Consider the following 13,290-nt stretch of genomic DNA (forward strand, 5'->3'; position numbering starts at 1 on the left):
ATTTATTTTGCTTCTTTTGCTTTTATGATAACAGGTAGTATAAACTGTGTTTTTACCGGAATTCCTCGTTTGATTGCCGGATTTACTTTTGGAAAATCAATCAGGCGTGCATGAAGAATACTGTCCACTTTGATGGTGTCATAAGCTACGGAATCCTTAGGAAATTGCGGTTCGAATTTCATTTTTGAGTTCGGAAAAATGGTCACTTTTACCGAAATTGTATCCCATTCAGGGTACAAAATAGAAAGACTATCAATTTGTAGTTTTTCCTGAACAAGCTGCGACATTACATCAAAAAAACATTTTTGACGTTGTTTTTCATCGGCAATTGTTTCGCATTCTGCGACGCTTGGATATTCATCAACTTCTTTCCAATTGATGGCTTTTAGTTCCTTTCGAAGTAATTCTTTTTCAGACGGAACCTTCTTCTCAAAATATTGACAAGAACCGAAAAATAAAAAAATTAAAAAAATAGAAAACTGCTTCAAGATTTTGAGGTTGAGTTGAATAAAGAGAAATTATGGTATAAAAATACGATTATTTTTTTTGAGAACCTTTGTATTCTAAATAATCTTGATAGTTTTCAGAGAGCCATTCCTGTTTATTTTCTGCAGCAAGTTCCTTTTGGTCAGGATATAAGGAGGCAAGTCGGTCGGAGAATGTTGCAATCTGCACTGTGTAAGTATAAAATTCTGCTTTCGTTAAAACAATATTTGGATCTTGTTTGCGATTAAAGAATTCAAGAAAAAGCATGTCAAATTCTTTTAATGAAAAATTTAATACTTTTTTCTTATTACTTTTATAAATGCTGTCCTGAAGCAAAAGATCATCTAAGGGAAGTTTTTGAGTCTGAGCATATAAATTCGGATTGATAAAATGTATCAATAAGAAAAATGCAAATATTTTCAAAAATCGTGTCATGGCTTATTTTATCAAGGATTTGCAAATACAATTTACAAAAAAAATATGGATTTAGTATTGTTGTTGCTCGGTTTTATCTGTATGATTATCGGTATTTTTGGCAGTTTCTTGCCCGTTTTGCCTGGCTTGTCGAGTTGTTGGGTCGGCTTATTGCTTTTATATCTCACAAAAGCGGTCGAAAATAATTATTGGGTTTTAGGTATTACATTATTGATTACGATTGTTATTACCATTTTGGATTATGTAATTCCATCAAAGGGAACAAAAAAGTTTGGCGGAAGCTCTTACGGCGTTTGGGGTACTAATATTGGTTTAATAGTTGGAATTTTGGCACCGATACCTTTTGGAGTCATAATTGGACCTTTTGTTGGCGCATTTTTAGGAGAACTCATTTACGATTCAAAAAACCATCAGCGGGCATTAAAAGCAGCAACTGGATCATTGCTTGGATTTCTGGCTTCGAGCTTCATTAACTTTATGTTTTGTATTATTTTTCTTGGTATTTTTTTACATCTAACATGGGAATATCGAAACATATTATTTTAATTGTGTAAAAGTACTTAGGATTTTTCTTATGTTTTGCATGTTTTTAAAAAATATTAAAAATTTCATAAACATATTTTTATTTTCTTTTGATAACGAAAGCGTTATGTTTATTGATGTTGAGCGGAATTAGTGTTAATAAGCTGTTAATCGGGTATGTATATTCTTAACTTATTTTTTGGAAATGTTAAAATATTTTATATTTTTATCCTGATAAACGATAAAAAGCCTCACTTTATCGATTATTTTTAACAAGTATAAATAATTATTTATTTTAAGTTATGAGTATGACCCCAAACCTACAAATTGAACTTAGACGTTTTATTTCTTCTAATGTTGTTTCTAAGCTAAACAAGTTTTATTTTGAAAATGATGCTCTTTTAATCAAGGGAATTGATGTTTCGATTGGCACAGTTTTAATGGGCCTTTATAACAAAGCCGAAGAATTGGGCTTTTATAAAGAAATCATCTCATTGATCGAAGACAATTCAACCTTTTATCAGGAAGTCGATTTTGCTTCTGGACGAATTTTATCAGTTGACGACTGTTATCGCATCGAAGGAAACGCTATCTTAAAAGAAATCTTTACCAACAAAAAAGGCAGAATTTCTGAAATGATTTCAAACGAAGTCGGAATCAAAAGTGAAACAGCCCGCGAAATCCTAAATTTTTCTGCACTACTTGTTGTTTCTTATCTTAAAAACAATATCCAGCTTTTAGACAGTTTAAAATTGCTTTTAGAAGAACAAAAAAGAGAAATCCTAAACAGCATCCAGCCTGGAATCAAAATCATTTTAGGATTTGCATGTTACGAAACAGTGGAAGACAAAAATCAAAACATCGGAAGATCAATCTTCACACTTTTTGGACATAACTTTTTCAGTTTCTAAATAAAAAAATCCCATTTTACACAAGGCAAAACAGGATTTGATATCTAATCAAATTTGAAACGTATTATGCGTTTTTCAAATTGATAATCTCTTGGTCTGTCAGGAAACGCCAGTTCCCTCTCGGCAGATTCTTTTTAGTTAAACCAGCAAATGAAACGCGGTCAATACGCAAAACATCGTAGTCAAAGCTTTCAAAAATAGCACGAACTACTTTTACGTTAGATGATTTTAATTTAAGACCAACTTCGCTTTTTGCTTCTTTTTCAATATAACTAACTTCTTCAACAAACACACGGTGTCCGTCAAGAACTAAACCTTTGCTGATTTTTTCCAAATCCTCAAATTTCAAGTTTTTGTCTAAAGAAACCTGATAAATTTTAGATGATTTCTGATTCGGTAAAGTAAATTTACGAATCATATCAGTATCATTTGTAAACAATAATAAACCTGTTGTATTCTTGTCCATTCTTCCAACAGCTGCAATTTTTGCATTTGTAGATCCACGAACAAGTTCCAATACATTACGATATTCCTGTCCTTCATCAAAGGCAGTAGTAAAGTTTTTAGGTTTGTTTAATAAAATGTATTCTTTCTTTTCAGGAGTCAAAACAACGCCGTCAAAATTTACAACGTCATTTAATTTTACTAAATAACCCATTTCAGTAACCGGAACGCCATTTACTTTCACGTTTCCAGACTGAATATATATATCAGCATCACGACGTGAACACACGCCAGAATTTGCGATGTATTTGTTCAGACGAATTTCATCTGAAGCCTTTTGTCTTTTTGGTGCCTGATTTTGTTTCTTAAATTTTTGTTCAGCAGCTTCCTTCGCCGCTTTAACCTCCGGCTTTTCTTTTTTCGGCCCTTGCGCGCGTTTTGCCATTGGTGGTTTTGGCTTACTAGAGTTTGATCTTGAGCTATTTGGTCTTGATCCGCCTCTTTTATTATTGCCTTCCTTGTTGTTCATAAAATCATTAATTTGTGCAAAGATAGTTTTTTCTGCCCAAATAAACCTAAGTTCAATGTTCTTAGATTAATAGCAAAAATTATAAAAGGATTTTGAAGCATCGCAATTGGCTTTTTTTCAGGCAATAATTCCCGCTTTCCGTTTCAATCTTTTATTTTTTTAAAGGAAAAAAATAAAAGGATTTCCACTTCAATCGGGGCTAGAATTCAAACAATTGGCTTCTTTTAAACATTTTGATTTTTTAAAAAAGATTCAAAGCGAAAAATCCTCGGGCAAATTAATAGTTGGAAATCAATTCTTTCCCATGCCACAAAACACTCGGATTAATCAGAACAATACAAAATACGCCTGCCACAATCAGAAATTTCAAAACATTATGAAGCATTAAAAATTGCTCTTTAGAATTCGATTTCCATAAATAAAGCAGAAAAAAAAGCAACACAACAAAGCATACATAAAAGTAAATATCCATATAACCAACATCATAAACATTGACTAAAATATAAACCGGAATAATAGTCAAAAATGTCAAAACGGTAATAATCTGTTTAGAAATCTTTTCGCTGTAAAGTATCGGAATTGTTCTGTAATCATTCGCCAGATCACCTTTCAGATTTTCTAAATCCTTTATCATTTCCCGAATCAGCAACAGCAAAAATAAGAAAACCGCATGCGCCGAAATAACCATAAAATGGCTCATATGATTTTCAATTTCTTCAAACGAAATCGAATTGTAGAAATATAATAAAATCGCAAAAAACGGAATTACAGCCATAAGTGCAGCCGTCAAATTGCCTATAAAAGGGTATTTCTTTATTTTATGAGAATAAAACCAAATCAGAAAAATGTAAGCAGAAAAAAATAAAAACGCACGCCATGAAACAATTGAAGCCATTAAAACAGCTAAGAAATTCAAGCTGAAATAAACGGTTAATTTTGTTTTCTGACTAACTAAACGATCAAGCATCGACTTGTTTGGTCTGTTGATCAAATCCTTCTGACTATCATAAAAATTATTGATAATATAACCCGAAGCAATGGTAATCGCCGAAGCAAAAACAATCAGAAACAAATAAAAATCCAAAATGATGTCAAGCGCTCTTTTTTCTGGAGCCAAAATAAAAATCGCCGATAAATATTGTGCTAGAACAATAATAGGAATATTATAACCGCGTACGACAGAAAACAAACTGACAATTTTCATTACTACAAGTTTGTGCTGTCTGCTTAACATAGGTTATAAAGTGTGATGGATTAGATTATGGGAAGTTAGAATATATTTTTTTTATTCTATATTTTAGAGCTTGTTTTTTAACAATTCTTTAGAGCCATAGCCTAATTTTCGAATACAGGCCAAAGCTTGTTTTTGTGTAATATCAATATCCTGAATGTCTTTTTTGTCTACAAAAACCACCGATCCGCTCCACGGATTTGGTGCATCCGGAATAAAAACAGTAAATTTCTCTTCACTTATTTGTTCTATTAAAAAAGCAAACTGCAAGCCGGCATCTGTTGGAACCAAAATCACTTTTAAGTCGTCTTTAGATTCAATTCCCAGAATATTTTCATTCATGCTTTTCATAAACGAATAACCCGGAACAAAACTCAAAATACCATCTTCTAATTTCTGAACCAAATTTTTAGCAGCTACAGTTTTTGCTAATAATCCAGCAATTAGGCAAATAACAAGAATAATTAATATTCCAATAAGTTCCTGAATTGCAATTCCCAAAACATTAATTTTTGGAAAGTTATTTACGATAGGAAGTGTGGTTTTTTGAACAATACCATATCCTTTTTCCAGAAAAATCAGTAAAACAACCAACGGTACTAAGAATAGAATTCCGCCTAAAAAAGTTGCTTTGATAATCTTTAAAATACTTTTCATAGGCAATAATTTTTTAGGATTAAGATTTTAGAAAAATATATTCAAATAAAGACTGTTTAGGAGTTTTTGAACTTAAAACTGATAGACTACTTCTAGCTTATAATCTTTCAAAGATATTTTCGCGCGTTCTAAATCTTCGGTGAAGCCTAGAATATAACCGCCTCCGCCAGAACCGCAAAGTTTTAGGTAATAATCGTTAGTGTCAATTCCGTGTTGCCAAATTCCATGAAATTGTTCTGGAATCATTGGCTTGAAATTATTTAAAACAACTTTAGAAAGTTTTTTAGTATTTGTAAATAAAGACTTCATATCCCCATGTAAAAAGTTTTCTACGCAAGCATCTGTATATTTAACAAATTGGTTTTTAAGCATTGTGCGGAAACCTTTGTCTTTCAGGTTTTCCATAAAAATGTTGACCATTGGAGCCGTTTCACCAACAATTCCTGAGTCTAACAAAAATACAGCGCCTTTTCCGTCAAAACTTTGAGTCGGAATTCCCGTTGCTTCAATATTATCTTTAGAATTAATTAAGATTGGAATGCTTAAATAACTGTTCAACGGATCTAATCCTGAACTTTTTCCATGGAAAAAACTTTCCATTTGAGAAAATATATTTTTTAACTGTAATAGTTTTTCACGTGTCAAATTCTCTAAAACAGTGATTTTGTTGTTAGCATATTTGTCATAAATAGCCGCAACAAGTGCACCACTACTTCCAACACCGTATCCTTGCGGAATGCTAGAATCGAAATACATTCCGGTTTCGACATCATTCTGTAATGTCTGTAAATCGAAAGTAACTAATTCTGGCTGTTGCGTTTGAAGTACTTGAAGGTAAGAAGCAAAACTTCTTAGACTTCTGTTTGAAGAAATTGCTTCTTCAGTAGGAGCTTCAGATTTCTTTAAAGCACCGTTGTAAAAATTATAAGGAATAGAAAGTCCTTTAGAGTCGCGGATAATTCCGTATTCTCCAAAGAGTAATATTTTTGAGTAAAATAGTGGTCCTTTCATGATTTATTTTATGTCTTTCTTAAAAATTTAATTAAAGATACGGAAAATTATAATGCAATTGATCCCGCTCCAATTTTGTCGCAAATGTACTGACCATTCTGACAAAATACAACTAATTCGTCCTTAATAAATTGTAATACTTTTTCGCTAACGTTTTCGGGATAAAGCACATGCACATTTGCTCCAGCATCAAGTGTAAAACATACCGGAATCTGAGTTTCGCTTCTGAATTTCCAAATTGCATTTATGATTTGCAGTGTATTTGGTTTCATCAAAATAAAATACGGCATTGAAGTCATCATCATGGCGTGCAGTGTCAAAGCTTCACTTTCTACAACTTTGATGAATTCATCTAAATTTCCGTTTTCGAAAATAGAAATTAGTTGATCTAAATTTTCATGTGCCTGGGCAAAACGCCTTTCAGCATATGGATGATTGTGCATTAAATCGTGTCCAACCGTGCTCGAAACTTGTTTTTCGCCTTTGTCAACCAGTAAAATCGTGTCTTGATAATTTTTGAAATTGTCATGAATAGCATACGGAAATTCAATTCCAAATAAATCGGTACTTCCTTCAATATTGGCCTGATTTCCCCAAACTACAACATTTCCTTTTACACTTCTGCAAGCGCTCCCCGAACCTAAACGAGCCAAAAATGAAGCTTTTTGAAAGAAATATTCATCGGTCATTTCGGGATTTAGGTTTCTTTCCAAACTCATAAAATTCATTGCCAGCGCCGCCATTCCAGATGCCGAAGATGCAATTCCGGAACTATGAGGAAAAGTATTCTGAGTATCGATTGTAAAATGATAATCTTTTAAAAACGGCAAATAAACTTCGACTCTTTCTAAAAACTTTTGAATCTTTGGTTTGAAATCTTCTTTTGGTTTTCCTTCAAAAAGTAAATCAAATGAAAAAGAATTTGTCACATTGAGCGAAGTCGAAATGTCTCTTTTTTCAAAACCTAATTTCGTAATCGTTTTGCAATTGTTTAAAGTAAAACTTACGGATGGATTTGCCGGAATCTGGTTGTCTTTTTTCCCCCAGTATTTCACTAATGCAATGTTGCTTGGAGCACTCCATTCAAAGTTTCCTTTTTCAATTGTTGAAGTATATGGAGTTGGAATAAAATCAGTTGCTGTAAACATGAATTGTAAAATTTTGGCAAAGATAGTTTTTAAATTTTTTCACCATATAAGTAATATAAGAAAATATAAATCTGTTCTGTCAAAATGAACTTACTCTACTTACATGGTTTAAACTTTTCTTTTGACTATTTTTGAATCCAAAATTTGATGTAATGAATAAGTTTGTAAAAATCGCTATAGCTTTAATGGTTTGTCTAGCAGTTGGATATTCTGCCAGTACGGTAACCAGACCCAGTATTGAGACGTGGTATGTAACGTTAGAAAAGCCAGCTTTTAATCCGCCGAATTGGATTTTCATGCCGGTTTGGACAATTCTGTACATTTTTATGGCTGTTGCTGCCGGATTAGTCTGGGATAAAATCAAAGAGCAAAATGAGGAAGTTAAAAAAGCGTTAGGATTCTTTTTAATTCAACTGACATTGAATGCGATTTGGTCTTATTTATTCTTCGGATTAAAAAATCCGATGTTGGCTTTGATAGAAATTGCGCTTTTATGGTTGTTCATTTATGAAACGTATATAAAGTTTATCAAAATTAATAAAACTGCCGGTTATTTATTGATTCCATATTTAGCTTGGGTTGCTTTTGCTGCTATTTTGAACGCTAGTATTTGGTGGTTGAATAAGTAGTTTAAAGTTTCTTTTGTTTCAGGTTTCAAGTTTAATTCTTTACGTTATATGCTTTATGAATAGATTTAAGTTTTTTCTAATTGTTTTGGTTTTGATTTCGTTTAAAAGTTTTGCTTGTTTAAATGGGGAAACTAAAATTTTAAAAAATGGAGCTTATGCATATCAAGATTATGATGGAATTAATCCTAAAGGCCATTTTTTTTTCGAGGGAGATTTTCCAAGATTGATAATTGAACTTGATAGTTTATACAAAAAGACAAGAGATTTGGATTATTTATCTGATAAAGGATATCTTTTAATTGTTCAGAAAAAATATGACGAAGCTTTAAAATTATATTTGAACATTGAAAAAATTAAGCCCAACAGATATTCTACTGCATCTAATTTGGGAACACTTTACGAATTAATGGGTGAAAACCAAAAAGCCTATAACTGGATTAAAAAATCTATCGCTATTAATCCAAAATCTCATGAAGGATCAGAATGGCTTCATTTGAAAATATTAGAAGCTAAAATTAAAAACTTAAAAGATATATCAGGTGAGTTTTTAATAAATACAAATTTTGGAACTTCACGTGAGCCTAAAACAAAATTGTCTAAAAAAGAAATTGAGGAATTAGCACAATCAATTTATTTCCAGGTAAATGAACGAATGTCATTTATAGAGCCAAAAGATAAAATCATTTCAATTCTACTTTTTGAACTTGGCAATCTTGCAACATTATTGGGAGAGAATAATAGCGCACTTGATACGTACAGAACTGCCAGAGAATATGGTTACGATGGTGATTTGATTGTTGAACGAATGATTAATAGCGCCCAAGGCGAAATTGATTATTATAGAGAAAGAGCTTTAAAATATGGTTCTCAACTTCGGGATTTAAGAGAAAGCAAAAAGGATATAAATTCAGATTATATATACCAAATTGAAACGAGTTTGATTATTCTTTCTGGATTAATAATAATTTTATTGATTGCTTTAATTGTATTCTTCCTAAAATGGAAAAACTTAAAAAAAGCTACTTCAGTTTCTTAAACACTTCATTTTTAGCATAAAGAAAATCCATAATAGCCAAAACATTTGGATTTTCCAGTAGCGTTTTCGATTTCGGATCTGAGTCGCAAAAATCAATAAAAAGTTCTTTTTCTTCGGGTTTTAGTTTTAGATTTTTGATGAAAAAATCAGCAGGACAATAAGCCATTATCAGTTTTTTAAAACGATCGTCGGCAACTTCAATTTTTTTGTTCGGCTTGCCTTTTAAAGGAAATGAAACTCGAAGAGCTTCTCTAATTGTATTATCACTAACTCCCGTATTCCAAAATAAGTTTTTGACATTTTTATCAATCAATACATCTGCAACAGCATCAGCATCAACCTTGACTTTGTCAAATGCGACCTTAGTTATGACAACTTCTTTCAATTCTTCAGGTTTAAGAACTGTATTCACAATTATATTATTCTGATTAATACTTTCCTGAGAAATTTTCAACCTCGAGAAAAAAGAATCTTTATAGAAAAAAATAAGACTGTCATGCGCTTTTACTAAAATTGAAAATTCTCCCAACTCATTTGTTTTAGTACTGATTTTAGCGGTTTTATTAATTACTTCCACTTTGTTAAGTGGTATATTTTCTGAAAGAACTTTTCCGTGTACTAATTTTTCCGTTTGAGAAATACTGAGCTGATAAGTAAAGAAGGAAATTGTGGTAAGTAGTCGTGCTTTCATTAAAGTTTAGTTTTTAGTTTCGGATTTCAGCTTCTTAAACTCATCATTTTTGGCATATAAAAATTCCATTGTTGCCAGAATATTTGGATTTCCTAAAAGTATATTAGATTTTGGATCGGCATCACAAAATTGAAGAAAAAGCTCTTTTTCCTCAGAATTCAATTTTAGTTCTTTGAGAAAAAAATCTTCAGGACAAGTTGTTGCGATTAATTTTCTAAAATCAATTTTCGGAATTTCTTTTTTAGACTCTTCGTCTTTTTTTAATAAGTTGTAAACTTGTTTGCCCAAATAAATGAAATCGATGTCTAACGGACTTCCTTTTACCTCATTAAAACCTTCAATTTTTAACCCTGGTCTTGATTTATGATCGTTTAGTTTTATTTGTTTTATATCTTCTTTGGTCAAGAAAATATCTTTTGCTGTTACATTTGAAATAATTACTTCGTTTAATTCTTCCGCTTTCGGAATCATATTTACGATAAGATTATTGGTTTCGATTTGTTTTGCCGTAATTTTTAATCGTGTGAATAAATAATCTTTGGCAAAAAAAATCAAGCTATCCTGTGCTTTTACTGCAATTGAAAATTCTCCCAAAGAATTTGTTGTCGTGCTTGTTTTAGAGGTTTTGTTTATTACTTCTACTTTGTTAAGTGGAACATTATTAGAAGAGACCTTTCCGTGTAGAAGCTTTTCTGTTTGGGAAATAGAGAGTTGGTAAGTGAAAAAAGAAATTGTGGTAAGTAATTTTACTTTCATGTAATGGTATTTAGTTTTTATTTTCAGAATTTATTTTCTTAAACTCTTCATTTTTAGTATATAAAAAATCCATAGTTGAAAGGATATTTGGATGCTCTAAAAGTGTCTTGGATCTTGGATCAGACTCGCATAATTGAAGAAATAATTCTTTTTCATCAAGGCTTAATTTTAAATCTTTTGAGAAAAAATCCAGCGGAATTGATGTTGCAATGAGTTTTTTAAAATCCATTTCAGGTACTTTCTTTTTAGGCTCTTCTTTTTCTCTTTTGAATAAACCAAACAGACCGCCACCAATAGCGCCAATATTCATTCCGTTTGCAATAGTACTATTGTTAAAACCTGGTATATATCGAGTTAAATCGTTATTTGCTCTTTCTATATTGATCTTATTTATGGCTTCTGCATCGTATTCAATTTTTTTCGGAAAGTTAATTTTTGTAATTACGACTTCATCCAATTCTTCCGGTCTCGGAATCATGTTCACTATTAAACTAGTGGCTTCAAGATTTTCTTTTGTGATTTTTAATCTTGTAAAGAAAAAGTCTTTGGAGAAAAAAATCAGACTATCTTTTACGCTAACTGAAATGGCAAATTCTCCCAAAGCGTTTGTGGTAGTGCTTGTTTTTGCAGTTTTGTTTATTACTTCTACTTTATTAAGGGGAATATTGTTTGAAGTAACTTTCCCCTGAAGTAGCTTTTCTGTTTGAGAAATAGAAATTTGGTAAGTGAAAAAAGAAATTGTGGTGAGTAATTTTACTTTCATTTAATGGTATTTAGTTGAGAGTAAAATTATTAGAATAGTCTTAACGAAAACTTGTGAAATCTGTAAATTCTTGTTAATTATGTTGTTGAATCTTTTTAGCAAATGCTTCAAACTCTCCGTTATTAAATAAAACAGGACCATGGCCAAAACAAAGTATTTTTGGCTTTAGCGAAGCCAATTTTAGAATAGATTTTCTATTTGTTTCTTGATTTGTCGTGAACAGACTTGGTGGTTCGTGAAGTCCAACTTTTGTAGTCAATAAATTCATATTCGTCATAACATCTCCCACAATTAATACGCCGTCTTTTTCTCTGAAAAAAGATAGATGTCCACTTGAATGTCCGGGAGTTTCGATAACCATAAATCCGCCAATTTTGTCTCCTTCTTTCAAGATTTCAGAAACTTGGTGACCTTTTCCTGCCCAAAAATGTTTTTGAAATTTAGAAATAACATGATTTGGGTTTGGATATTCTTTAATTACATTTCCGTTTTCAGCCAATTCTTTTTCAAGTTCACTGCATATAAGCGGAATATTTAGCGTTTCGCAGATTATTTTACTGCTTCCTTGATGATCTGCATGTGCGTGAGTCAATGCGTGTTTGGTAATCGTCTTATCTTTTAAAGCTTTTAGAATTATGTTCGCAGAACTTCGAATTCCGGCATCAATTAAAACATCTTCAATTACATAACAATTGATGGCGTTTCGCGGAAACAAAGGAATTTGATAAACGTCTTTGGCAATATTTTTCATCATTTCTTGAATTTTATATTGGCAAAGATTTGAATTCGGTTTCTTAATCTACTTGATAAATGTTAAGAAATACTTTGGCGAATTCGGCTCAAAGATTCTGGCGTAATTCCGAGAAAAGAAGCGATATAAATTAAAGGAGTGCGTTGGATTATTTTGGCTGGCGCCGATTCCAGAAAAGTGAGATATTTTTCTTTTGCCGGAATCATCTGCAATTTTAAAACGCGATCTGCCATGCAAAGGTAATTTTGTTCAGCAAGGATTCTTCCAATGCGTTCCCAATTTGGAATTTCGGAGTATAAATATTGCATTTTTTCGTAAGTAATCGAAAGGATTTCACAATCTTCAATACATTGAATATTTTCAAAAGATTTTGTCTGATTAATGAAACTGGAATACGAAGCAATGAAACCTTCATCACAACTTAAATAAGTGGTGATTTCTTTTCCATCTTTTAAGTAATAAACTCGTGCTAAACCTTCAACAATAAAAAAGATTTTACTGCTGATTTTTCCCATTGAAGAAAGAAAATCTTTAGCCGTAAAACTTTCATATTCAAAACAAGAATCGATCTTTTCGATTTCATTTTCAGAAAACGAAGCAATCGATAGTATTTGTTTTTGTAATGAAGAATTCACGATTTATAGAATTTCAATTAATTCTGAAGCATTGTTAATGACCAATTTTGCCCCGCTGGTTTTCAATTCATCTTCAGTTCTATAACCCCATGAAACTCCAACTGGAAACATATTCGCATTTACTGCCGTCTGCATATCAATGTCAGAATCGCCTACAAAAAGAATTTCCTCAGGTTTCAAATTCCAGTTTTTACTTATTTCTATAGCTTCAAACGGATTTGGTTTTTTAAGTTCTTCTGTGCTTAAACCCACTGCAGTATCAAAATAATCAGGAAATATCTCTGATGCTATTTTTTTAGTCAACTCATCAGCCTTGTTGGAGAAAACCGCTAATTTGATATTTTGTGAATTCAAATTGTTTAATAATTCGATAATTCCGTCGTACGGTTTTGTTTTTAGTGTGCAGATTTTTCGATATTCATTGATCATCAACTCAAAACAAATTTCAATTTGTTCTTCATCATTGTTTGATGCGGGCAAAGCTTTGCTTATAAGATTTCGTAATCCGCTTCCAATAAAATATTGATAAGTATCGTATGTATGAGTTGGGTAATTTAGACCTTTAAGAACGATGTTCATTGCATCCGAAATATCGTGCAGAGAGTTTACTAACGTTCCGTCCAAATCAAAAATAATTCCTTTAAATTTCATTTTT

Annotated in this window: 17 protein-coding genes; 4 read left to right on the forward strand and 13 right to left on the reverse strand. The window is 31.7% G+C overall.

All coding sequences use genetic code 11. The annotated features are described in order from the left end of the window. Nucleotides 1-2: 2 nt before the first annotated feature. Entirely contained in the window at nt 3-488 is a 486-nt protein-coding gene (locus FN795_RS08165; RefSeq protein WP_142450170.1) for a hypothetical protein, read from the reverse strand. A gap of 49 nt (nt 489-537) precedes the next feature. Then, complete coding sequence (locus tag FN795_RS08170; RefSeq protein ID WP_142450171.1) at nt 538-921, reverse strand: hypothetical protein; 384 nt, start codon at nt 919-921, stop codon at nt 538-540. Between the two features lie 45 nt (nt 922-966). Between FN795_RS08170 and FN795_RS08175 the strand changes: the two genes are divergently transcribed. Beyond that, nucleotides 967-1,467, forward strand: a complete 501-nt coding sequence (locus FN795_RS08175) for a DUF456 domain-containing protein (protein WP_142450172.1) — start codon at nt 967-969, stop codon at nt 1,465-1,467. A gap of 284 nt (nt 1,468-1,751) precedes the next feature. After that, nucleotides 1,752-2,354 carry a DUF937 domain-containing protein gene (locus tag FN795_RS08180; RefSeq protein ID WP_142450173.1) on the forward strand — a complete coding sequence of 201 codons (603 nt, stop codon included), beginning with the start codon at nt 1,752-1,754 and terminating at the stop codon, nt 2,352-2,354. Nucleotides 2,355-2,418: 64 nt separating this feature from the next. Here the strand turns inward: FN795_RS08180 and FN795_RS08185 are convergent, their stop codons facing one another. The 5 genes from FN795_RS08185 to FN795_RS08205 form a co-directional block, all read right to left on the reverse strand. Continuing rightward, on the reverse strand, nt 2,419-3,327 hold the full coding sequence (locus FN795_RS08185) for a pseudouridine synthase (RefSeq protein ID WP_035645879.1): 909 nt from the start codon (nt 3,325-3,327) through the stop codon (nt 2,419-2,421). 277 nt (nt 3,328-3,604) lie between these two features. Continuing rightward, the gene (locus FN795_RS08190) at nt 3,605-4,561 is read right to left on the reverse strand and encodes a geranylgeranylglycerol-phosphate geranylgeranyltransferase (RefSeq protein WP_142450174.1); all 957 of its coding nucleotides are present in this window, start codon (nt 4,559-4,561) and stop codon (nt 3,605-3,607) included. A 63-nt stretch (nt 4,562-4,624) separates the two neighbouring features. Continuing rightward, entirely contained in the window at nt 4,625-5,215 is a 591-nt protein-coding gene (locus FN795_RS08195; protein WP_142450175.1) for a DUF502 domain-containing protein, read from the reverse strand. A 72-nt stretch (nt 5,216-5,287) separates the two neighbouring features. After that, nucleotides 5,288-6,226, reverse strand: coding sequence for a mevalonate kinase family protein (locus FN795_RS08200; RefSeq protein WP_142450176.1), 939 nt, complete (start codon nt 6,224-6,226; stop codon nt 5,288-5,290). Between the two features lie 47 nt (nt 6,227-6,273). Next, nucleotides 6,274-7,374, reverse strand: a complete 1,101-nt coding sequence (locus FN795_RS08205) for a diphosphomevalonate/mevalonate 3,5-bisphosphate decarboxylase family protein (protein ID WP_142450177.1) — start codon at nt 7,372-7,374, stop codon at nt 6,274-6,276. 152 nt (nt 7,375-7,526) lie between these two features. Between FN795_RS08205 and FN795_RS08210 the strand changes: the two genes are divergently transcribed. Then, nucleotides 7,527-8,003 (forward strand): TspO/MBR family protein, encoded by a 477-nt coding sequence (locus FN795_RS08210; RefSeq protein ID WP_142450178.1) that lies wholly within the window; start codon nt 7,527-7,529, stop codon nt 8,001-8,003. Nucleotides 8,004-8,058: 55 nt separating this feature from the next. Further along, complete coding sequence (locus tag FN795_RS08215; protein WP_142450179.1) at nt 8,059-9,039, forward strand: tetratricopeptide repeat protein; 981 nt, start codon at nt 8,059-8,061, stop codon at nt 9,037-9,039. Here FN795_RS08215 and FN795_RS08220 read toward each other — a convergent pair. The 6 genes from FN795_RS08220 to FN795_RS08245 form a co-directional block, all read right to left on the reverse strand. Further along, complete coding sequence (locus tag FN795_RS08220) at nt 9,023-9,730, reverse strand: hypothetical protein (protein ID WP_142450180.1); 708 nt, start codon at nt 9,728-9,730, stop codon at nt 9,023-9,025. The genes FN795_RS08215 and FN795_RS08220 overlap by 17 nt on opposite strands. Before the next feature lie 6 nt (nt 9,731-9,736). After that, nucleotides 9,737-10,486, reverse strand: coding sequence for a hypothetical protein (locus FN795_RS08225; RefSeq protein ID WP_142450181.1), 750 nt, complete (start codon nt 10,484-10,486; stop codon nt 9,737-9,739). Between the two features lie 10 nt (nt 10,487-10,496). Then, nucleotides 10,497-11,249, reverse strand: coding sequence for a hypothetical protein (locus tag FN795_RS08230; RefSeq protein WP_142450182.1), 753 nt, complete (start codon nt 11,247-11,249; stop codon nt 10,497-10,499). A 73-nt stretch (nt 11,250-11,322) separates the two neighbouring features. Beyond that, on the reverse strand, nt 11,323-12,003 hold the full coding sequence (locus FN795_RS08235; RefSeq protein ID WP_167498065.1) for an MBL fold metallo-hydrolase: 681 nt from the start codon (nt 12,001-12,003) through the stop codon (nt 11,323-11,325). Between the two features lie 59 nt (nt 12,004-12,062). Further along, nucleotides 12,063-12,635 (reverse strand): Crp/Fnr family transcriptional regulator, encoded by a 573-nt coding sequence (locus FN795_RS08240; protein ID WP_142450183.1) that lies wholly within the window; start codon nt 12,633-12,635, stop codon nt 12,063-12,065. A 3-nt stretch (nt 12,636-12,638) separates the two neighbouring features. Next, a complete protein-coding gene (locus FN795_RS08245; protein WP_142450184.1) occupies nt 12,639-13,286 on the reverse strand; it encodes an HAD family hydrolase in 648 nt (215 codons plus the stop codon). Nucleotides 13,287-13,290: the final 4 nt, after the last annotated feature.

It is taken from the genome of Flavobacterium resistens, from assembly GCF_900182645.1.
GTDB classification, from domain to species: Bacteria; Bacteroidota; Bacteroidia; order Flavobacteriales; family Flavobacteriaceae; genus Flavobacterium; species Flavobacterium resistens.